Annotated in this window: 28 protein-coding genes and 2 pseudogenes; 24 read left to right on the top strand and 6 right to left on the bottom strand. The window is 69.6% G+C overall.

Annotated elements, in window-relative coordinates:
* The first annotated feature begins 144 nt into the window (after positions 1 to 144).
* From ACWDVB_RS28005 to ACWDVB_RS27980, 6 genes and pseudogenes are all read left to right on the top strand, one after another.
* Positions 145 to 615, top strand: a complete 471-nt coding sequence (locus ACWDVB_RS28005) for an ATP-binding protein (RefSeq protein WP_451516129.1) — start codon at positions 145 to 147, stop codon at positions 613 to 615.
* Positions 582 to 1019: a DUF6415 family natural product biosynthesis protein gene (locus ACWDVB_RS28000; protein ID WP_451516130.1), complete on the top strand. Its 438-nt coding sequence runs from the start codon at positions 582 to 584 to the stop codon at positions 1017 to 1019. The genes ACWDVB_RS28005 and ACWDVB_RS28000 overlap by 34 nt, the downstream gene beginning before the upstream one ends.
* A gap of 47 nt (positions 1020 to 1066) precedes the next feature.
* Positions 1067 to 1504 carry a DUF6302 family protein gene (locus tag ACWDVB_RS27995; RefSeq protein WP_451516131.1) on the top strand — a complete coding sequence of 146 codons (438 nt, stop codon included), beginning with the start codon at positions 1067 to 1069 and terminating at the stop codon, positions 1502 to 1504.
* Positions 1505 to 1878: 374 nt separating this feature from the next.
* Positions 1879 to 2373 (top strand): hypothetical protein, encoded by a 495-nt coding sequence (locus ACWDVB_RS27990; protein WP_451516132.1) that lies wholly within the window; start codon positions 1879 to 1881, stop codon positions 2371 to 2373.
* 98 nt (positions 2374 to 2471) lie between these two features.
* Complete coding sequence (locus ACWDVB_RS27985) at positions 2472 to 2927, top strand: LuxR C-terminal-related transcriptional regulator (RefSeq protein WP_451516133.1); 456 nt, start codon at positions 2472 to 2474, stop codon at positions 2925 to 2927.
* A 220-nt stretch (positions 2928 to 3147) separates the two neighbouring features.
* Positions 3148 to 3270: pseudogene (locus ACWDVB_RS27980) on the top strand (DUF5999 family protein); the annotation flags it as partial.
* Between the two features lie 174 nt (positions 3271 to 3444).
* Here ACWDVB_RS27980 and ACWDVB_RS27975 read toward each other — a convergent pair.
* From ACWDVB_RS27975 to ACWDVB_RS27965, 3 genes are all read right to left on the bottom strand, one after another.
* The gene (locus tag ACWDVB_RS27975) at positions 3445 to 4158 is read right to left on the bottom strand and encodes a DUF6262 family protein (protein WP_451516134.1); all 714 of its coding nucleotides are present in this window, start codon (positions 4156 to 4158) and stop codon (positions 3445 to 3447) included.
* Positions 4145 to 4477, bottom strand: coding sequence for a hypothetical protein (locus ACWDVB_RS27970; protein WP_451516135.1), 333 nt, complete (start codon positions 4475 to 4477; stop codon positions 4145 to 4147). Before ACWDVB_RS27970 ends, ACWDVB_RS27975 begins: the two co-directional genes overlap by 14 nt.
* Before the next feature lie 256 nt (positions 4478 to 4733).
* Entirely contained in the window at positions 4734 to 5294 is a 561-nt protein-coding gene (locus ACWDVB_RS27965) for a TetR/AcrR family transcriptional regulator (RefSeq protein ID WP_451516136.1), read from the bottom strand.
* A gap of 141 nt (positions 5295 to 5435) precedes the next feature.
* On the opposite strand from ACWDVB_RS27965, the gene ACWDVB_RS27960 reads away from it, so the two are divergent.
* From ACWDVB_RS27960 to ACWDVB_RS27900, 13 genes are all read left to right on the top strand, one after another.
* Complete coding sequence (locus tag ACWDVB_RS27960; RefSeq protein WP_451516137.1) at positions 5436 to 7046, top strand: carboxylesterase/lipase family protein; 1611 nt, start codon at positions 5436 to 5438, stop codon at positions 7044 to 7046.
* A 294-nt stretch (positions 7047 to 7340) separates the two neighbouring features.
* Positions 7341 to 7727: a hypothetical protein gene (locus ACWDVB_RS27955; protein WP_451516138.1), complete on the top strand. Its 387-nt coding sequence runs from the start codon at positions 7341 to 7343 to the stop codon at positions 7725 to 7727.
* A 180-nt stretch (positions 7728 to 7907) separates the two neighbouring features.
* Positions 7908 to 8267, top strand: coding sequence for a hypothetical protein (locus ACWDVB_RS27950; protein WP_451516164.1), 360 nt, complete (start codon positions 7908 to 7910; stop codon positions 8265 to 8267).
* Complete coding sequence (locus tag ACWDVB_RS27945; RefSeq protein ID WP_451516139.1) at positions 8264 to 9166, top strand: hypothetical protein; 903 nt, start codon at positions 8264 to 8266, stop codon at positions 9164 to 9166. Before ACWDVB_RS27950 ends, ACWDVB_RS27945 begins: the two co-directional genes overlap by 4 nt.
* 22 nt (positions 9167 to 9188) lie before the next feature.
* Complete coding sequence (locus ACWDVB_RS27940) at positions 9189 to 10664, top strand: hypothetical protein (RefSeq protein WP_451516140.1); 1476 nt, start codon at positions 9189 to 9191, stop codon at positions 10662 to 10664.
* The gene (locus ACWDVB_RS27935; protein WP_451516141.1) at positions 10661 to 10954 is read left to right on the top strand and encodes a hypothetical protein; all 294 of its coding nucleotides are present in this window, start codon (positions 10661 to 10663) and stop codon (positions 10952 to 10954) included. The genes ACWDVB_RS27940 and ACWDVB_RS27935 overlap by 4 nt, the downstream gene beginning before the upstream one ends.
* A gap of 28 nt (positions 10955 to 10982) precedes the next feature.
* A complete protein-coding gene (locus tag ACWDVB_RS27930) occupies positions 10983 to 11396 on the top strand; it encodes a hypothetical protein (RefSeq protein WP_451516142.1) in 414 nt (137 codons plus the stop codon).
* 25 nt (positions 11397 to 11421) lie between these two features.
* Complete coding sequence (locus ACWDVB_RS27925; protein WP_451516143.1) at positions 11422 to 11601, top strand: hypothetical protein; 180 nt, start codon at positions 11422 to 11424, stop codon at positions 11599 to 11601.
* Positions 11602 to 12060: 459 nt separating this feature from the next.
* Positions 12061 to 12450, top strand: coding sequence for a hypothetical protein (locus ACWDVB_RS27920; RefSeq protein ID WP_451516144.1), 390 nt, complete (start codon positions 12061 to 12063; stop codon positions 12448 to 12450).
* A complete protein-coding gene (locus ACWDVB_RS27915) occupies positions 12447 to 13256 on the top strand; it encodes a DUF317 domain-containing protein (RefSeq protein WP_451516145.1) in 810 nt (269 codons plus the stop codon). Before ACWDVB_RS27920 ends, ACWDVB_RS27915 begins: the two co-directional genes overlap by 4 nt.
* Positions 13257 to 13294: 38 nt before the next feature.
* Positions 13295 to 13636: a hypothetical protein gene (locus ACWDVB_RS27910; RefSeq protein WP_451516146.1), complete on the top strand. Its 342-nt coding sequence runs from the start codon at positions 13295 to 13297 to the stop codon at positions 13634 to 13636.
* Entirely contained in the window at positions 13633 to 13968 is a 336-nt protein-coding gene (locus tag ACWDVB_RS27905; protein ID WP_451516147.1) for a hypothetical protein, read from the top strand. The genes ACWDVB_RS27910 and ACWDVB_RS27905 overlap by 4 nt, the downstream gene beginning before the upstream one ends.
* Complete coding sequence (locus tag ACWDVB_RS27900; RefSeq protein ID WP_451516148.1) at positions 13866 to 14468, top strand: DUF317 domain-containing protein; 603 nt, start codon at positions 13866 to 13868, stop codon at positions 14466 to 14468. Before ACWDVB_RS27905 ends, ACWDVB_RS27900 begins: the two co-directional genes overlap by 103 nt.
* 26 nt (positions 14469 to 14494) lie before the next feature.
* On the opposite strand, the gene ACWDVB_RS27895 is transcribed toward ACWDVB_RS27900, so the two are convergent.
* Positions 14495 to 15007, bottom strand: coding sequence for a hypothetical protein (locus tag ACWDVB_RS27895; protein ID WP_451516149.1), 513 nt, complete (start codon positions 15005 to 15007; stop codon positions 14495 to 14497).
* 311 nt (positions 15008 to 15318) lie between these two features.
* Here ACWDVB_RS27895 and ACWDVB_RS27890 point away from each other — a divergent pair.
* From ACWDVB_RS27890 to ACWDVB_RS27870, 5 genes and pseudogenes are all read left to right on the top strand, one after another.
* Positions 15319 to 15408 (top strand): annotated as a pseudogene (locus ACWDVB_RS27890) (hypothetical protein); the annotation flags it as partial.
* Positions 15409 to 15564: 156 nt separating this feature from the next.
* Positions 15565 to 15951, top strand: a complete 387-nt coding sequence (locus ACWDVB_RS27885; protein WP_451516165.1) for a DUF317 domain-containing protein — start codon at positions 15565 to 15567, stop codon at positions 15949 to 15951.
* A gap of 33 nt (positions 15952 to 15984) precedes the next feature.
* Positions 15985 to 17781, top strand: a complete 1797-nt coding sequence (locus ACWDVB_RS27880; protein WP_451516150.1) for a type IV secretory system conjugative DNA transfer family protein — start codon at positions 15985 to 15987, stop codon at positions 17779 to 17781.
* 84 nt (positions 17782 to 17865) lie between these two features.
* Positions 17866 to 18876, top strand: coding sequence for a hypothetical protein (locus ACWDVB_RS27875; protein WP_451516151.1), 1011 nt, complete (start codon positions 17866 to 17868; stop codon positions 18874 to 18876).
* Between the two features lie 17 nt (positions 18877 to 18893).
* Positions 18894 to 19109: a hypothetical protein gene (locus tag ACWDVB_RS27870; RefSeq protein WP_451516152.1), complete on the top strand. Its 216-nt coding sequence runs from the start codon at positions 18894 to 18896 to the stop codon at positions 19107 to 19109.
* 47 nt (positions 19110 to 19156) lie between these two features.
* Here the strand turns inward: ACWDVB_RS27870 and ACWDVB_RS27865 are convergent, their stop codons facing one another.
* Together ACWDVB_RS27865 and ACWDVB_RS27860 are read right to left on the bottom strand one after the other, a co-directional pair.
* Positions 19157 to 19639 (bottom strand): GNAT family N-acetyltransferase, encoded by a 483-nt coding sequence (locus tag ACWDVB_RS27865; protein ID WP_451516153.1) that lies wholly within the window; start codon positions 19637 to 19639, stop codon positions 19157 to 19159.
* 177 nt (positions 19640 to 19816) lie between these two features.
* A partial coding sequence (locus ACWDVB_RS27860; protein ID WP_451516154.1) for a transposase occupies positions 19817 to 20081 on the bottom strand: 265 nt, incomplete at its 5' end.

Here is a 20081-nt window from a genome sequence, read left to right as displayed (position 1 = left end):
CCGATGAGCCCCATTCCAGCCGCTGCTGCAGGTACGAAGCCGATGCCGCAGAAGCCGTGGATACCGGCGCACAAGGAGGCGCCCCCTCACCCCGTGGGTGCCCAGCCCGTTGCCGACAGTGGAAATCCCCGAGGGCGGAAACTGATGAGCACCGTGACGGACCTTCTCGACGGCTACCTGCCACTGGACGCTAAGCGTGTGCTCGACGAGGAGAGCTTCACCATCCAGTTGGCACCCCGGGAACCGGGCGCCCCCGTACCCCCGCATGAGGAGGAATGGGTCGGACGCTTTCGCCGGATCACCGTGGCCAAGATGACCTATTGGGGAGTACCTACCGCCCTCATCGACGACGCAACACTCGTAGTCAGCGAGCTGTGCACCAACGCGCTGCGGTACGGCAACGTCCTTGGGTTCCGCCTGATCATCGCCACGGACAAGGTCGGGGTCGTGGTGACCGACGGCTCGGTCAGTACGCCGTACGTACGCAGGCCGTCTGCGGAGGAAGAGCACGGCCGCGGAATGCTCCTCGTCGAGACCTTCTCCAGCGACTGGGGGCTGCGCCCCGACGGCAAGGCGACCTGGTGCACTTTCACGATTCCGGCGAGGCAGTCGTGATGGCCGCGCCCAGAACCGTCCCGCGATGGGTACCGAAACATGACGCCGCCGCCCTGGCAGACATCCTGGCCAAGGCAAAGGCATGGCAGCCGCTCGTGGTCGCGGGCATCTTCGAGGACCTGGACCTCGCGCTGGAGAGCCCGCAACCGCCACCCGCTAAGGATCTGACCGCGCTTATCGGTCGTCTGCGCGAACACTTCAGACGGTTACGCGACATTGCGGTGGCTGATCCGAAGTTCCCGCCTTCCGACGAACTGGAAGCGGTCATCGAGCAAGGCACGCCGCTGTACGAGGCGGAGACGCCCGCGGGCTACCGGCCAGCTCTGGGCCTCGCCCGGCGCTTGGGCTACACGGTCCACGACCTGCTGGATGAGCTGATCACGACCCTCCAGGACACCGAATGATGGATTCCCCCACGACCTGCAAACACCCGCCTGTGGCTGTTGTCCTGATGTCTCCGTGGGAGGCGTACGACTTTGAGTACTACGCGCAGCGGATCGCAGAGCCGGATCTGCTGAGGGAGAGCTGGGCGGTGCGCATGATGCGCATGCCGCTGCTCGCGGCCCGAGTCGGAGGCACCCGCCGCGGCGGGTACTACCCCGTGCCCTGCCCTGACTTCGCGCTGGCCGTACGTGACGCGCTGCAAGGTCGGCCCGGCTACCCGCACCTGCGGATGCGGCGGTCTACCTGCCCCGACGAGAACTACGTCGTCGAGTGGGGCGAGATGCCACCGACGCTTTGGCCGGACGCCGACGATGACGACGTGGGGCGCTTCTACGGCTACAGCGAAGCCGCCATCAAGCAGTACACGGCGGCCCGGCTCACCCGCGTGCCGACTGAGCCCCCCGTCTCCTGCTCGGTGTTCCCGCCCGAGCGGCCCATTGTCTGAGCACGTCCGAGAGGAAGAGCACGATGTCTGTGTACAAGCCCTCCAGCACCGACTTCGACGCGGCCGACCACGAAGCTGGCAGGGGCCGCCCATGGGGACTACGTCCGCGGCTGCGTTTCGCTCTGCGACGGGGCACGGCCTTTCGACAGCTCCGGCGGCCCACTCCCCGTCGGGAGGTAAGCAGTCCCGCACCGGCTGGACCGCACGGCAGAAGCAGCAGCGGCGGCGGTACCACGCGGGCGCGGGCGCAGATCCCCTACATCACGGCCCGCGAGGGCGAGGTGGACGAGTCCTTCCCCGCCTTATGCGCCTCCTTCAGCAGTGCCGGGGGCAGCCGCATCAGCTACGCGGACGAAAGGTGGAGGGACCGAGACGTGCAGGGCGTCTTGTGGGCGCGGGTCTCGCAGTCACTCGACGAGCACGGGGTGCTGACTGGCGCGCCGCGCTGGAAGATGATCCACCCGGCCCGGCAGCGCGAGACGATGTCGCAGCTGTTGTGCCAGTTCTGCCGCGAACCGGCCAGGACGGACGAGGGGATCTTGTTCCTCCACAGCACCGAGGAAGGTTTGCCCGACCCCAGCATCTCGGTCCGCACCACCCAGCCGCCGTTCTGCCGCAAGCACGTGCGCATGGCGCCGAAAAGGTGCCCTCATCTGGCCAAGCACGGCGTCGCGCTGCTGGCGCAGAGCGCACCCCTGTACGGCGTCGTCGGCACACCTCACCGGTACACCACTGACCGCACTATCCAGGTCATGGCGTGCGACGGCGCCCCGGTTCCCTACGGCCATGCCGACCTGGACTGGATGGTGGCCGCCCAGCTCGTGCGCACCTTGCGAGCCTTCACGGTCGTCAATCTGGAAGACCTGTGACAGCGCGCGGCCACCACAGACCGCCGCTCGGTGAGCCGGAGACTTCGCGCCCGGCTCATCGAGTGGCCCTCAACCCGGTATCTGAAGAGAGGACTGACGTGTCCGCTGACACCACGACCGCCTCGTACACCCGCCGCGAGAAGCAGGTGGTGCAGGGCCTCGCCGAGGGCCTGACCGACCACGAGATCGCGCATCGTCTGAACCGTGAGGTGCGTACGGTCCGACACCACATCACCTGGGCGGCGAAAAAGGTGGGGGCGAAGGGGCAGGTAAGACTCGTCGACTGCTCCTACAGCCAGGGGCTGCTGACCCCGCCGGCCTCCGAAATCCACACGATTTACGTACCGGATCAGCTCCGGGAGCTGATTCCGTTGGTCGCGCGAGGGATGAAAGGGACGCGGATCGCGATCGAGACGAACAGGGCGCCGGTTCACAGCAACAGAGACATCCGGCAGCTGATGCAGATCCTCCGTGCTCGTACCCGGCCGCACCTCGTGACCCGGGCTCTCCAGTACGGCCTGTTGAAGACGGCGCCGCGCACCGTACGCACCTGACTTCCCAGACTGGGCTTCCTCCCGGTCTCGCTGGCCCACCGTGCCCCCGTGCGGGAGCGGCCCGAGACCACCGCGGGGAGGAAGCGGCGCTCCCGTAGGACCTGCGGGAGATGCCCCGGCCGCCGCCCTTCTGGGGTGCGAGGCGGCGGTCGGCCACCCCCATCTTTCTGCCGCACCCGTGCACGCTCCCCGATCCGATCTGACCCAGATAGGCCATACGATGTGCCAGCACAAGCCGCCATGCCCGAGCGCCGAGTCCCCCGACCGGGAAGCCGCTCTCGCCTTGACGAGCCACCCGGAGCAGGGCTGGAGCCTGCTGTGCAACGGCGTCCTGCTCTTTGAAGTTATGTCGATCTCTGGCGCGGATCAGGCCGCTGAACAGGCTCATTGCCAGATGGACATGTCCTCCTCGCGCGGTGGAAGCCGCCGTATGCCCGGACCAGATCCTGTGTCGAAGCCCCTGCCGGATCGCCTCGACGAGTGCAACGCCCGCAATAGCGAACAACCGTTGGGCCACCTAATCGGATCGGACAGCCCCCTCAACGAAGTAGTCCAGCTCTGGCTTGAACTCCAGCCGGGGGATGGCGGCCAGCACCTGAACTTGCAGGTCATGGGGCACTTTGTATGCCACGCAGGCAAGCCACTCGTCTGTCCCTGCCGGGGGCAGGCGGCGGTCGAAGAGGTCGCGGATGCGCAGGATCTCTTCCCGGCTGAGTTCGGTGACGTGAGCTGGGCGTTCGTCGGCATCCCACCCAGTCATTTCCCAGGTGAGTCGCTCGTAGGTCGTGTCGTTCACACCGGAACGATAGACGCGGGGGGAAGGGCCGAGAACGGCAGGTATTGGTGGAGGGCCCAGGACGCGGAGACGGCGGATTTCGCCGTGGGCGGTCTCCAGTTTCCGGGTGAGGTCAGCGACCTGGTCGCGGAGTTGCCGGTTGCGTTCGAGCACGGTCTCCAGCCTGCGTTGCAGGGAGGCGTCGCTGGCCGCGTGCCGAGGGCTGCCGTGGGGGGCCCGGACGCGCTGCTGGAGCTGGTTGATCGCGGTGATGAGGTCGGTCTGCGTGTATAGCCAGGATCTGGAAACACCAGCCGCGTTCGCGATGCCGACGACGGTGGGCCGTTCGTTGCGGCGGGCTGCCGTTCGGATGGCTTCTTCGGCGCGCTCGCGTGTCTGCCTGCTGCGGTTCTTCGACGCTTCGACGAGGAAATGGGCATTGTCAGCCGGTGACATCGAGATCGGTCACCTTCCCGCCGGCCACGATCTGCTCAGGCCCGGCCTGTTCGAGGGCATCAATGATGGTGTCGAGCTTGCCGAGCGTGCGGGTGTTCTTCTCGACGATGCGCGAGAGTCCGGCCTCCTCGGCATCTCCGATGAGCTTGCGGGTCTCGTCCCGTTGGCGTCTGTGCTGTTCGAGGAAGTCGCCGGTGGTGATGAAGAAGCGGCAGTCCAGGCCTGCATCCGGTGCCCCATGCTCCAGGTCAGCCCGCAGATGATCAGCCGACTTGACGACCTCGAAGCTGACCTCATCACCCGCCGAGCACGTGCCCAAGCCGAGGGCTGGGCCGGGGAGATCGAAGGGCTCGACCTAACCCTCCAACTCCTCCGCGCCAAACGCGACGACACCCACCGTCGGCCCCAACGCCCCACCGTCGACCTCGGGATCCCCACCCTACGAACCGCTCCCTCAAGCCTCTGATCGACGGGATTCTGCAGGCGAAATTCTGTCAGTCGAGCAACTGCCCACCGTGGTCATGGGGCGGGTGGCGCCGTGGTGGTCGTGTTGCCTTCGGTCGAGGGCCTGAGTCTCACGCCTTCTCGGGCAGGTAGGCGGCCAGCGCCCGCAAGCCCGCAAGCACCTCGTCGGCGGTGGGAGCGGACTCGGGGTCGGTGAGATGCTGCATCATCAGGCCACTGACGAGGGCGAGCTGCACCGAGCCGATGGTACGGATCGCTTCTTCGGAGAGCTCGGTCTCTACGGTTCCGGTGACCTCTCGTGCCATGCCGCTGCGCCCCTGCCGCAGCCCGGCGGCCACCTGCTCACGCAGTTCCGGATCGCGCTGCGCGCGCAGGACGGTCTCCAGATTGGCGGTCCAGAAGGTCTTGTTGGCAGAGAACGCCTCGATCAGCACGCGCCATAGTGCGCCGAGGTCGGTGTCGCCCGCCGACGGTCCGAAGAGCTGGTCTCCCGAGTCGAGTGCCTCGAAGAGCGCCTGGTTGAGCAGCGCCTCCTTCGAGCCGAAGTGATAGCCGATCGCCGCCATGCTGACGCCCGCCGCGGAGGCTAGGTCGCGGACCGTCGTGCGCTCGTAGCCCTTCGCGAAGAGGCACTGCCTGGCGGCCTCCAGCAGCTTCTCCCGATTTCCCATGACGCAGACCCTAGCAACGATCGGCACGTTTGCACCAGGCGAACGCCTCAGACGATCGACTTAGGCAAACGTCTTGCGCATTTGCCCAAATCCTGGCTACCGTTTCGGACATCGAAGATCACGCCGATCCTTGGAGCCCGGATGAACACCAGGAAGTCCCGCGTCGCAGCCCTTGCTGCGGCCACCGTCTCCGCGACGCTCGCTGTCACGGTGATCACGGGCGGCCTCGCCTCCGCGGACCCCGGCGCCCAAGTCGTCCCCACCCGGGTGACGACCGCCGAGGGCCCGGTGCAGGGCACGGCCGCCGGGGCGGTGCGCACGTTCCAGGGCATCCCCTACGCGGCCCCGCCGACCGGAGAACGCCGGTGGAAGGAGCCGCAGCCGGTGCGCCCCTGGTCATCGCCGCTGAACGCCCGGGCGCCGAAGAGCGCCTGCGCGCAGCCGACCGACCAGCCCATCTCGATCGAGGGCGGCGGGGAGGACTGCCTCTACCTGAACGTCACGACTCCGACCGGGCGGACGACGGGGCGTCTGCCGGTCATCGTCTGGATTCACGGCGGCAGCTTCACCTACGGCGACGGCGCCACCTACCGCGCGGCCAGGCTGGCCGCCGCGCGGCAAGGCGCGATGGTCGTGACGATCAACTACCGGCTCGGCGCGTTCGGCTTCCTCACCGCGCCCGGTCTGCGCGCACCGGCCAACCTCGGTCTTCTTGACCAGCAGGCCGCGCTGAAATGGGTCAACCGCAACGCCGGCGCCTTCGGCGGCGACCCCCGCAACGTCACGATCATGGGGCAGTCGGGCGGTGGCTACAGCGTCTGCGCCCAGCTCGTCTCGCCCGGAGCCCGCGGGCTCTTCAGCAAGGCAATCGTGCAGAGCGCGGGCTGCGTCGGACCGGACGGTTCGTTCACCCGCGAGCAGGCGGAGGCCAACGGGCTCGCCGTCGCTGAGGCCGCGGGCTGCGACGATCCACGCACCGCCGGCTCCTGCCTGCGGGGCAGGTCCAGCGCCGAGCTCATCGAGGCATCCGTCTCCGGGCACGACGGGTATCGACCCGTGGTGGACGGCAAGGTGCTGCCCGAGGCCCCGGCACGTGCGATCGCCGCGGGGCGGTTCGCCCGGGTGCCGGTACTGCACGGCTCCACTCACGACGAGATGAGCGCACTGGCCGGGCTCGACGAGATCATGACAGGGCAGCCGCTGACCGCCGAAGGCTACACCGAGAAGGTCACCGAGCAGTTCGGAAAGGACGCCTCCGCCGTCCTGGCCGAGTATCCGGCCGCGGACTACCCGGCACCCGGAGCGGCGCTGTCGGCCGTGCTGACCGACTCGGAGTGGTCGACCGTGGCACTCGACACCCAGCGTGCGCTGGCCCGCCACACCCCCCTCTACGCCTATGACTTCGCCGAGGCCGAGGCCCCGTACTTCAAGAACGTGCCGCGGCCGACGAGTTTCCCGCTCGGCACCGGCCACATGATCGACCTGGCCTATCTCTTCGATAACGACCTGTTCGAACCGCTCGATGCCACACAGGCCGGACTATCGGACACGGTGGTCGCCTACTGGAGCCGGTTCGCGTCCACCGGACAGGTGAACGGACATGGCCTGCCCATGTGGAAGCGGTCCACTAACCGCGGCCCCTACGTGCAGCGGCTCGCGTCCGGCCGCATCGGTCGCACCGACTTCGCGGCCGACCACCACTACGCCTTTTGGAAGGCACTCGCCCCTCACGGCGAGCTGAAGGGCTCCTGACGGAGTACGCGACAAACGCTGCTGTTTGCAGCCGGTGACGCAGTTCTTACCGGCACCCATCATGACCAGGCGGGCGGCCCCGGTCGGTGAACACCCGCGCGTCACCACTCCCGCTGCGACAGCCCTGACGGGCTGCCGCAGCGACCCAAGTGACATCAATTCCCATTGAAATTGATCATGGGCAAAAGCTGTGAGTGGCTCCCGAAGTCACCTCGAAACGACATCCCACAGAGTGACACAGCCAAAGGGAGCACCCTCTGCGCCTCATTTCCCCTACGCATCCATTCGAGTGAAGTGCAGATAAGCACCGACTGCTGGAAGGCTGCCCGCGACAACTACAGCGTCAGCAAGGAGGAGTGGCTCGCCGCCAAGCGCGCCGCCGAACAGCAGGCCGCCGCCGACTGGGCCGCCCATTTCGATATGCCGCCGCTCGAAGGTCCCGAGAAGGTCCTGAACTGGGGCGAACGTTCCCGCCACCAGCTGGTCACTGCCACCTACGCCGCGCTGGTCAGCGAAGGCATCTGGGACGAGGCGGACTGGGCCACGCTCGAAGAGAAGGTCCGCACGATCACCCGCGCCGGGTGGTGGATCGACCAGCGGGACGCTGAAGGCACTGATCTTCCTGAGCTTCTCGATGCCGCCACGGAGGCCGATCGTGGCACGGAGAACCCCTTCCGCTAGTTGGGCGTGGCGGGCGCGAGGATGCCGTATACCCGACGATTCCCGGTTAGCGAAACCGGGGATCCTCCGGACCATTGTCCTTCCACCGCCGCCCGTGCCGTTCGTGGGAAGGACCCTGTTGTGCCCCAAGCCGCCCGCCCGCCATACGTTCCCGACGACATCCTCACGCCCAACAGGGACATGGCCCATGGCCACTTCCGGCCCGGTGACCAAGTCGTCGTTCTCAAGGGCGTGGCTGGCGGGGAGCTGTGGGGGGATGCCATGACGGTGGTGGCCCCGTCCTGGCACACGCCCACCGACGAGGACGGCTGGCGGCTGCGCGACCCCAACGGTGGACAGCAGACCTTCGTCACCGCCCACCCCCACTATCTGGTCCACCTCTCGCGGCGCTGCCCTGACTGCCTCATCTACCTGCGCGCCCTGGAGGACTACCTGATCCCGAAGTTCGCCGACGCGGGCAGCGTGATCGACTGCGGCTGGTACTCCACCACCTCGCTGAACCAGCTCGTGCACATCGCCGATGCCCGGGGCGGCCGATGATCCCGCTCATCTGCGAGTCGCAGTTCTTCCCCTCCATCTCGGTCTCCGCCGCCCTGGGCCGTCCGATCGCCGAACAGGACGTTCTGGGTGATCTCGTGGTGGCCAGCGCGCCTGTGGACTCCAGCAGCGCCGAGGGCGGCCCCAAGGAGTGGATGTTCGCCGACTGGGAGGAGTACCTCCTCGCACCGCAGTTCCTCCACCCCTACGCGGCCGGGCCGAACGCCAACGCTCCCGAGATCTTCCACATGGCGGTCCGCCTGCACCCCGCTGACCGGGAACTGAGCCCGCCGGAGTGGGCGGAGATCGCCGAGCGGCTGACCCGCGTCACCGGCTTCGCACCCGCCGCAGAGGAACACGCGTGCCGCTGGGCCGCCCTGCAGGCCCGCCCCGGCCGACTCGATGTGATCGCCAACCCCATCCGCGAAGACGGCATCCGAGCTCGACAGCCGTGGCCCGTGCACGAGGCTCTCCGCAACGAGTGCCGCCTGATCGAAGTCGACCTGGGCCTTGTCCCCGCCCAGCCTCGTGGCGGGCGCCCGCTGACCCCGCATTTCCCGGGCCAACGCCCCTCCCTGCCACAGCCGGTGACAGAACAGTCCCCGCCCGCGGTGGCCGCGCAGCTCGCCACGCTGATGCGTCAGCTCACCGACGAGACCCATGGGCCGATCGCCTCGGTGCGTGGCCTGGTCGAGCAGGCCGCCTACCGGCTGGAGGAGCTGCCCCACTCCTACGGTCCCGCAGCGGGGCACCGGCTGGAGTTGATCGCCCGGCGCCTGTACGGCGTCCAGCAGGACTTGAAGGCCGCCGCCGTGGATCTGCCCGGAGCCAACGAGCGCGCCGCCCGGCCCACCCGCATGCCTGCCGCACCGCACCCAGCGCCCGAGCGCCGTTCCCGCTGAACACTCCGAGAGAGCAGTGACCTTGGCCATTGCCGACCGTTACCTGACCCTGCAACGCGACGCGCACTCAGGCGAAGTCCTCGCCCGCGGCGGCGACCCGGAAGCGCACAGCATCTTGGAGCGCACCGGCTTCATCCCCGTCGCCCGCGTGCACGAGCACTACCACCGGCTGCCCACCGGTCTCGACGAAGCCGAGGAGAAACGTCTCACCACCCGGGCCGTGGCACGACTGCGCACCGTCCAGTACCACGTCGCCTGCGACGCGGCGTTCGAGACCGAACGGCGCGAGGCCCACTACCTCCCCCTCGGTGCTTCCGTCGCCCACCAGGCCGAACGCATCCGCCAGGCGACCACCACCGAGGAGGTCGCGGATGCCCTGACCGAACTCACCGCCGCCCACGACGGCGCCCTGGCTGCCCTCGACGATGTCCTCGCGGCAACCATCGAGTTCCATCTGAGCCTTGGCGGACCATCTGACATCGCTACCACCGGGCGGCTGCGCCACCTCTCCGAAGGCCACCTGGACGGCATCCGAGCCGACCTGGCCGCCGTCCGCGCCGACCTCGCCGACCTCGCCGACCGGCACGAGCCTCACCCACAACGCAGCGTATGCAGTGCCGAAGTCGCCCGAACGAGCGCGAAGTCTCCGCCGTCTGCGGCTGCCCGCCCCCGCACCTTCCCACCACCGCATCCAGCCCGCCGCCCACTGCCCCGGCCCCTGCCGGGCGACGGCGCTGACCCCCATCCCGAGGAACCCATGCACGACCCCACCCCTGATCTCGCGTCCTTCGCCATCGCCCTCGCCGACGAGCTCCCCGGCAACTGGACCAGCGAGCACCACACCCATGCGCAGTACCCCGACCAGTTCGCCCGCGCCGAACACCTCTGGGACATGAACCTGGTCGCCCACGCCATCGCCGAGCACGTCCTGGACCAGGACGCGGTCCTCACCCGCGACGACGGCACCCGCCTGTACGTCATCCCGCGCCCCCGCAGCGGCGAGGAGTTCCTCGTCGGCGCCATCGCCCCGGCCGACATCCCTGCGGAAGCCTTCCGTACCGTGCGCGAGCCCGACGGCATCACCGTCCCCGACGACCCGGCCCAGGCCGCCGCGGACATCACGACCACCCTCCTGCCCCGCTACGACAAGGCCCTCGCCCAAGTCCGCGACAACGCCGCCCGCCTCGCCCCGGTGCTGCCCCCGGAACTCGTGGTGATCACGTTGAGCGGCCGGGACTTCCACGTCACCAAGCCCGACCGGGCCGATGCCGCCCAGATCCTCACCGACAACGGCTGTGTCTACGACAAGGACCATGACCACTTCGTGCTGCCAGGCGAGGACACCGCAGCCCAGGCCCAGGCCATCCAGCGGGCAGCAGCTCAGCTCGTCCAGCTCGGCATCGGCATCAGCGTGCGACTCCCGCAGGCCAAGCCCGCCCTGGACACCGCCCCGGTTGCGGCCCCGACCCCAGCCGTCCCTGCGGCGCGGACTCGGTGAACAGGTCGACGGACGACGAGCCGCCGTTCGTCGTCCTCGACTACGTGACCACCCCGCGGGATCCGAAGACGCAGTTGGTCGGCGCGGTCGGCGGTGACGAACGCGCCAAGGGAATCCTGCAGACCGTCGGCAGCTTCATCCTCGCCGCCCGGGCCCCGCAGCCCCTACCAGCGGCGCCAGCCGCACACCATGCCCGTCGAGCAGCAGCGCCAGGGCGCGCGCACCAGTGCACCCGCGCTAACCACCGCCTCGGCAACCACCACGGCCAAGTCGCCTGCCCGGCGGGATAGCCCCCCAGAAGATCGGAGGAGCCCGCCCGTGGGCAACAGAGCCGACGCCGAAGGCAGTGACGTCGAGATCTACCGCAATCCCCTGACCGACACGATCCACGCCGACACCCCCACTGGTGCACCCGAGCAGCTCCTAGCCCTGCTCGACGCCCTCGGGCTGGAACGCAAAACCGAGGTCACGGCCGGCCCCGTCTACGTCTGGCACGAAGTCCCCAGCCACCTCAGCGAGCAGGAGAAGAAGAAGGTCGCCACCCGTGCCTTGCCTTCTCTCCTGCTGGCCGGATACGTGGTCAACATCCCCGACGATCTCTTCGACCCCGTGGCCTACCAGGAAGCGGTCGCCGACGTCCGCAGCCACCGCCACCCGGCCGCCGCGCCCCCGGCCGGAACCCGGCCCGCGCTCAAGGCCCCCAGCCGCACCGCTCCAGCCGCCCGGCGGTGAACCTCAACACCCCGGAGCCTCACCCATGACGCTCGCCGACGAGTACGACGTCGACGTACTGGTCTACCACCGCGACGGCACCATCTACGTCGACAGCCGCACCAGCGCCCCCGAACACCTCCTCGAACTGCTCGATGGCCTCGGCATCGACCGGCACTGCATGCCCGAGGAAGCCGACGCCTGGCACCAAGTCCCCGAGCACTGAGGCGAGATGACCATGAAACAGATGGCCGACCGTGCCATCCCCCTGCTTACCGGCGCCGGGTACCGCCTCGCCATCGACACCGTCTTCGGCGGCACCGCCGACCAGGCCGCCCGCGCCGCCGCACAACCGTCGCCACCGGTGACACCACCTGACGCAGGCAGCCACCGCTCCCGCGCTCCCTATAACCAGCCCCGGCCAGCTCCCGCCACGGAGGCCGGCCCCCGCCACCCGAGAGACGCCACACATCCCCGCGCCCGACCGCACGCCCCCACCCATCACCGCCAGCCGAAACCCGCGCCTGGCAGCTGCCCTGTTCCGTCCCTACCTGCGCGCCGTCGCTGTCGGCAGCTGCGAATGGTCCATCCCTCTGGCTCCGCCCGGCCAGAGGCCGTCCTCAGCGAAGCCCACCGCCTCGGCCGACGCAGTTGACCGCCCCGTTTCTTCGCCCCCAGGAGGCCCATGACCGACCTGTCGTCCTATCCCGTACGCCTCGCCGAGGACATCGCCAGCCTCATCAAGACCCTGGACGACCACCTCGACCAGGCCACCCCGTGCCAAGCGGCCGAAATCCTCGCCCAAGTCCTCGACACCCAGGAGGGCGTCCTGACCCGGGTCACCGATCTGGTCGGCACCGGATCCCGGTTCGCCCAGAACCAGGCCCACCGCGGGATGCTCCCGCCCGAGGTCTGGCTCGCCATGGGCCGGGCCTCCCACGAACTGCACAGCGTCGGCATGGACCTTGACGAGCACGCCGACGCCATCAAGCAGCTCGGGACACCGCCCACCACGGCAAGCACTCTGCCGCCCCAGCCCGTCGCCTCCGCCATGGTCGTCAGGAGGAGCCGGTGAAACAGCAGCAGTGGACCGGCTGGGCCCCCGGCGCCCAACAAGCCGAACAGCACTACCTGGTCCAGCCCCGCTACCTCGCCGGCGGCGGCGACATTCGCTTCGTCAGCGAGTTCCTGCGCGCCTCCGGCTGGAACGACAAGTCCAAGACCGGCGGGCCACTGGTCTTCGACAGCCCGGACAAGTCCGTGCGCATCGGATACGACCCCTTCACCCAGCCCGGCGGCTGGACGATCTCCGGAAAGGCCGCCCCCGGCCAGGAAGCCTGGCATGCGACCTTCACCCGCCAGGTACCCGTCGAGATCGTCGCCGGATTCACCGACGCGCTCACCCGCCCCCGCTCCGCGCACGCCCCCAACGTCTGGGCGCCGCTGCAGGAGCAGCGCTGGAAAACCGAGCAGGGGCAGCACTTCACCGCGATGAGCCCCGACGGCGGCGCCTGGATGCAGTTCCACCAGTCCAATCCCGGCGAGGCGCTGTGGTGGGCCGGGGCCCGCAATGAGCACGGCCGGATCTGGGACGCCTCCTTCACCGCTTCCACGCCGGTGCACCTCGTCCAGGCGTTCAGCACCGCGCTGGCTGACCCGCAGCAGGTCATGCGCCCGCGCGGGCACGTACCGCCCTCCACCCGTATCCGCACCACCTCGGTGTCCGTGCGGCCCGACGAGCTGTCCGCCTGGCAGCAGGCTCGTGTCCGAGCCGCCCGCGCGGCCACCTGGGCCCGCAACTCCTGGGCCTCCACCCGGCCCCGCCGCCAGACGCCCACGGCCGGCCCGTACGCCCAGGCAGGCTCCCGCGCCCGCCGCTGACCGGCTGCCCCCCTCGCCTCGTACTGAAAGCTCACGCCTTGCCCCACCACGCATCCGATGCCCTCACCCTCGACCAGGTCCGTCAGGCCACGAGCACCCTCGCCGACCTCGCCGCCTACCTGCGTACGCATCCCCAGCTCGACGACGTACTGCCGCTGCTCGCGCCGCTGCTCGACGAGGACGACGGCGTCCCGATCCTGCTCGGCGATGCCCTGCGCTGCACCGAGCACCTCATCGGCCAGCAGGCCGCGTTCCCCGTGCCCGACGAGACCCGCCTGGTCATGGAAGCGTTCCGCGAGGCCGCCCCGGAGGTCACGGACTGGCACGTGCTCCACTGGGACGTCCAGCGGCTCCGTAGGCACACCGGCGCCCCGAAGTGACGCCCGACCCCTACCTCCCCACCCGCGCCAATTCCCCGCACGACACCATCTGGTTCGAGACCGAGCCCCGTCACCTGGCCGGACGCGGCGACCCGCGGCACATCACCCAGGCGCTGCGGGCCGCAGGCTGGGCGAACCGCTCCGACCCCGACTTCCCCCACGTCCTGCTGGTCAGCCTCGACTACCGGCACACCGTGGTGCTCGAACCCGACGCCGAGCCCTCCGGGGCATGGTGGCGCATCCGCGGCCAGGAAGAAGAGGTCGGCGCTGGTACACCGAGTTCGGCGCGCACACCCCCGTGGAGATTCTCTCCCACCTCACCGACGCGCTGATCCAGCCCGCGCCCGAGCAGACGCCGCCGATCTGGTCACCCCTCACCGCGGCGGGCTGGTCCTATGAGCGCGACGAACACGGCAACGAGATTGCCCGCCATTCCGACGGCATCCTCAGCCTGGAGCGGTGGGCCGTCGAGCCGGGTGAGAACTTCCACTGGCGGGCCCAGGCTGCCGTGCCAGGCGGCGGGGGTGGCTTTCGCCAAATCTGGCACGCCTACCTCGACGAGCAGATGCCGCCCCACCTGATCGCCGCATTTACCGCTGCCCTGGCCGACACCGTGCCCGTGCAGCGCGGGATGTACGACGTGCCGCACTCCCACCTGGTCACCCAGGAGCAGCGCGGCCCGCAGGGCGAGCAGCTCGCCGAGGCGCACGAGGTGCGGCTCAAGGCGATGCGTGCCGCCGCGCGCAAGGCCCGCCGCACGGCCTCACTCACCACGGGCCCACCGGCGCCCCGCGCCGCACCGGCCGCTCCCGCCTCATGCCGGACCCGCTGAACGAGCCGGGCGGCACCCCGCCCGGCTCACCCCCCCCTTGTTCCATCCTTCGTCTGAGAGCGCTCTTGTCCCCAACTGCCCACGCCCCCGATGTGATCCACCGCGAGCGTCTGCAGCAGCTCGCCGCCTTCCTGCGCGAGAGCGAGCAGATCCTCGCTGACTTCGACGCCTGGCGCGAGGAGCACAGCGACCTCGACGGCTGGCCCCTCGACGACGCCGAGCACAGCCGTCATGCCGTCAAACGCGACGCGGACACCTGGCGGTCCTTCGACCGCGTACGGTCCTTCGCCAAGGACCTGCTGGCCACCGCCGAGGTACAGATACAGCAGCTCAACCCCGCGCACATCCAGTCCCGCTGGCCCTGGCAACTCGGCGTCCTCGACTACGCCCTTAAGCAGCTCAGCGCACTGCAGCGGGAATGGCTCGAAGCCCGTGACGCGCTGCCCCCGACTGCCCGGCCGGGCAGCTTCGCGTACGACGATGCCCTCGCCGAGCGCAACGAGGAAGCCTGGTCCTACCTCGACGACTGGGCCAGCCACGGCCAAGTTCTCCTGGAAATCCAGGCCGCCGTCCAGGACCTCCCGCCACGCTCACCGGCCCTGACCTCAGCCCAGGCGCATGCCCGTCCGGCGCCGCGGGCCGCGGGCCGCGGCGCCGTCCGCTGTGGCCCGGAGGTGACCGGCGTGCCGCACGACATCGACATCGCGCTGGTCGCGCCCCGCTACCTCGCCGGCCCCGGCGATCCGGCCTGGGTCACCGTCCCGCTCCACCGCGCCTGCCGCTGGAGCACCGCCCAGGACCCGCTCGTGCCCCGGGTCATCCTGACCAGCCCGGACCAGCTCGCCCAGCTGTGTATCACCCGGATCCGGACCCGGCCGAACCATGGTGGACCCTGCGTCACGCACACCACGGTGACCAGCGGGCCTGGTCGGTCACCTTCGACGCCCACACACCGGTCGAGGTCATCGCCGCGGTCACCGACGCCCTCACCGACCCCGCCACACCGCCGACGGCGTCGGGCGACCCGTACGAGACGCTGCGCGTGGCGGGCTGGCACGCTCCCCGCCACCACGACGGTCTGACCTCGCCCGAAGGCATGAGCTCCCCCGACGGCCTGGCCCGCGTCGACCGCACCGTCCACGAAGGTGTCCGCACCGCCGGCTGGCTCGTCGAGACCGTCGACACTTCCGTCCACCGCCTCCCCACGCTCTGGCGCGCCTACCTGGACGGCGACACCCCGATCCAGCTGGTCGCCGCGCTCTTCGGCGCGCTGACCGACGAGACGCCTGTGGTCCGCGAACCGCACCGCGTCCCGCACCTGGCGACCGCCCTCTGCCGCACCACCACCGGCCGGGTGAGCGCCGAGAGTGTCGCCTTCGCCCTGGAGCACCGCGTCACCGCCCTGGCCCAGCGCAACACCCCGCCGTCACCGGCCACGCCGCCCCCGGGACCGCACGTGCCCAAGCAGCGCCGGGCCCGCTGACCGACACCCGCACTCCCCTCTGGATCCGCTTTCTTGCCCCAGCCCCCCTCCAACCAGTCCACCGACGCCACGGAAATCGCCTTCAAGATCCTTCTTGGGGTCCTCGCCGTCGCTGTCCCCCTGTCCAATCTCGCCTGGCTCGGCGGGCAGCTCACCGCCTGGGCCACCGACTCCGGGTCCGGCGCCCCCTACCAGCCCGTTCAAGCCCTCCTGCACCCCGAGCAGCTCTGGCCGGAGCTGGGGGAAACGTCCCTCCTGATCGGCACCCGCATCCTGCCCAGCGCCGTGCTGCTCGCCCTCGGTATCACCGCCGCCGTGCTCTACAAGCGGCACAAGGGCACCAGCGGCGGGCGCAAGAAGCGCATCGACGGCATGGCCAAACGCACCGACATCGAGCCGCTGCTGTCCAAGGCGATCACCTCCAAAGCCCGCTCGCTGCGCCCGAGCCTCAAAGACGCCAAGCACATCGACGCCAACGACACCGGCATCCTCCTGGGCAACCTCCAGGGCACGAAGTACGAGGTGCGCATGGGGTACGAGGACGTCGCCGTGGCGATCATGGCGCCGCGCTCCGGCAAGACCACCTCCCTGGCGATCCCCTCCATCCTCAACGCGCCCGGCCCGGTCCTGCTGACCTCCAACAAGGCGGCGGGCGATGCCTTTACCGCCACGCTCGACGTGCGGGCGGCCGTCGGCCGGACCTGGTCGATGGACCCGCAGCAGATCGCGCACGCCAAGCGCGAGATGTGGTGGAACCCCCTGGCCACCGCCAAGACCCTCGACGGGGCAGGCAGGCTCGCCGGGCACTTCCTCGCCGCCTCGGTCGACGCCTCCCAGCAGTGCGACTTCTGGTCGAAGGCCGGCAGCAACATCTTGAGCCAGCTGTTCCTGGCCGCGGCCCTCGACGAGCGCCCCATCACCGACGTGATGCAGTGGCTGGCCTTCCCCGCCGACCGCACGCCGCTGGACATCCTGCGCGACCACGGCTTCACCGCGGTCGCCGCCCAGCTCAAGGGCACCGTCGAAGGGCCGCCGGAGACCCGTGACGGCATCTACGGGACCGCCCGGCAGTACGCCGCCGCGCTGCTGAACTCAGAGATCGCCGCGTGGGTGACCCCGCAGAAGGACGTTAAGGAGTTCCGGCCGGAGGCGTTCGTCACCTCGACCGACACCCTGTACCTGCTCTCCAAGGACGGCGGCGGTGGAGCCAGCGCACTAATCGCCGCGTGCGCGGACTCGGTGATGTGGGCCGCGACCGCCCAGGCCGAGCGCGCCGGCGGACGTCTGGACCCGCCCATGCTCGCGATCCTGGATGAGGCCGCGAACGTGTGCAAGATCAGCGATCTTCCGGACCTGTACTCCCACCTCGGCAGCCGCGGGATCATCCCGATCACGATCCTGCAGTCCTACCGCCAGGGCCAGAAGGTGTGGGGGGACGCAGGCATGGACGCCATGTGGTCCGCCTCCACGATCAAGGTCATCGGATCCGGCATCGACGAGCCCGACTTCGCCGACAAGCTCTCCCGACTGATCGGCGACCACGACGTCGAGACCACCTCCACCTCACACTCGGAATCCGGCAAGAGCACCTCGGTGTCGATGCGCCAGGAGCGCATCCTGGCCGCCGACGCCATCCGCGCCCTGCCCAAGGGCACTGCCCTGTGCTTCGCCACCGGCATGCGCGCCGCGATGCTCGACCTGCGCCCCTGGTATCTCGAGCCCGGCGCCGACGAGCTGTCCGCCGCCTCCGCCCGCGCGTCGAAGGGCATCACCGAGCGGGCCGTCGCCAAGGCCGCCCCCAAGCAGTCCGACTTCGGCACCGCCGCGTAGAAGTCACCTTCCCTTCGCCCCTTGTGCTGCGCGCGGCGTCCCTCCACCTCGCCGCACCGGCCGCCAGCGCACCTGAAACCGCCTATGCCACAGATCCACGCAGTCCCCGACGACTGGGGCCCCCGCCACCGCTGTTGCCTCGAATGCGGCAACAGCGAACCCGAGGTCACTCTGCGGGCCATCACCCACTCCGCGACGACCCAGCAGGCTCTCGCCTGTACCCGGCACATCGCGGACGTGACCGCGGTCCTCGATTCGAACGCCTCCGCTCCGCGCACTCCGTCAACGCAGTCGCCGACGCCCGCCGTCGCACCGGCCCAGTCCTCCGCACGCGCCCCCCCCAACGCCGCCCGCACACATGACGCCCTGCTGTTCGAGGTACCCCCGCCGCCGACACCCGTCGAGCGCCTGCTCTCCCTCGCCGCCCACTACACCGAGCACAACGACCGGCTCGACCTCCTGCTCGCCGACCGCGCCAAGCCCGAACCGGGAGCGCATGTCACCGCCGCACAGGACCTGGCCACCGAGACCCTCACCGCCATCAAGGCCGTTCACAACGAACGGCTGTATGCAGGCGCCGAGTTGGCTGACGCCGTCGTCCGGCTCAAGCAGCTCGCCTACCTGTGCACCGCCTCCGCCGACCATGGCCCTCAACTGGCACGCGAGCTGACTGCTCTGGCCCCCGAAACCGTCCTGGACAGTGCGACGCGCGTTGCCGGTGAGATACGGCGAAGGCGCTGGAGCAACGCCCCACGGCCCGATGAACCGCTCTCGGCCGCGCAGCACACGGCTCTGCACGAGATCGCCCGCGGCCACGTCGTGGTCACCGGCTCCGCTGACCGGCAGTACGTCCACCACCGCACGACACACGTCCTGATCAGCACGCTGCGGTCCCTGGAAGCCAAGGACCTCATCGCGCGCAAGGCCAAGCCCGCTGCGCCCGCATACATCGTGGGACCGCCGCAGGACCGCGTGCACCTCACCTCTACCGGCGTCACGGTCCTGGCCGCCGTCCTCGTCCTGCCTCCAGCCACCACGGCGGGCCCCTCGCCCGGGCCCGCACCCCGCACGCAGACGGCCACCCGAGGCCGCTGACCCCCTCCCGGAGCCCCATGCCCCCGCTCGACCTGAACGAACAGCCAGACCAACTCCGCTCCCTGACCCGGAGATTCGAAGAACTCCACGACCGCGTGCGCGACCTCTCCTACACCCCGGGCACCGACGCACTTCACAAGATCACTCCGCTCCTGCTCGCGGCCCAGGAACTGACCGCGACCACGCTCGGGCACCTGAGGGCCCTAGGGCCTGTTCCGGAAGTGGACCTGTAGATGACTGCCGACCGGGCGGGCGCCCGAGGGCGTCCGCCCGGGAGGTGTCAGAGTTGGCGGAAGTAGACGGTGCGTGGGTGGGGAGTGCAGTCGAGCGACTCGTAGAGGGCTCGAGCCGGAGCGTGGAACTGGTCTCCTCCGGTGCCGATCTCGACGACCTCGGCTCCGAAGGCCCGCATCTGGTCGAAGGCGTGCTCGCACAGTGCCGTGCCCACATGGTGACGTCGGTGCTGGGCCGAGACGGCGAGGATCTTGACCTCACCCTTCTTGCGGTCCGGGACGACGTTCCACGCCACGTAACCCGCGATGGTGCCTTCCACTTCGGCGATGGCGACGTGCGAGTGCCGTTTGGGAGAGTGGAGCTCGGCGACCTGTTTGCGGTAGTCGTCGCGCCAGCTGCCGTGCTGAACAGCGAAGACGGCCTCGCCCATCAGGGGCGGAAGGGATTCCTCATAGAACGGCCGGAACGTGTCGATGGTCAGTTCGGTGAGTGGTGCCAGGTCGTGCTGGGTGAATGCGCGGATGAGCACGGAAGTGTGCCTCTCAGGCCGAGGGCTTGATACCCGGGGCGGAACACGGACATCGTTCAGCCCGCCCCCTGCCACAGAATCGGCGGTGAGACGGGCTCCTCAGCGACGTGTACGCCGGGCGTCAAAACACTCCATGGCCCGCATCGTAGCGCCCAGTGTGTACTCCCAATACTTCGATCACAGCCACTCGTTGATGGCTGCGATAAGAACGGCCGCCTCGTAGCGGACCGCCAGCTTGTCGTATCTCGTGGCCACGGCGCGGTGCCTCTTGAGGCGATTGATTCCGCACTCGACTGCGTGGCGCTCGCGGTAATCGACCGGGTCGAACTTCGGCGGCCGGCCGCCGCGGGAGCCGCGCTTCTTGCGGTTGCGGGCCTGGTCGGCCTTGTCCGGGATGGTGCAGCGGATACCCCGTCGACGCAGGTAGGCGCGGTTCTTGAGG

It is taken from the genome of Streptomyces sp. NPDC003379 (genome assembly GCF_053589195.1).
The sequence above is the reverse complement of the archived record's forward strand: the minus strand, read 5'-3'. Positions and strand labels throughout refer to the sequence as shown.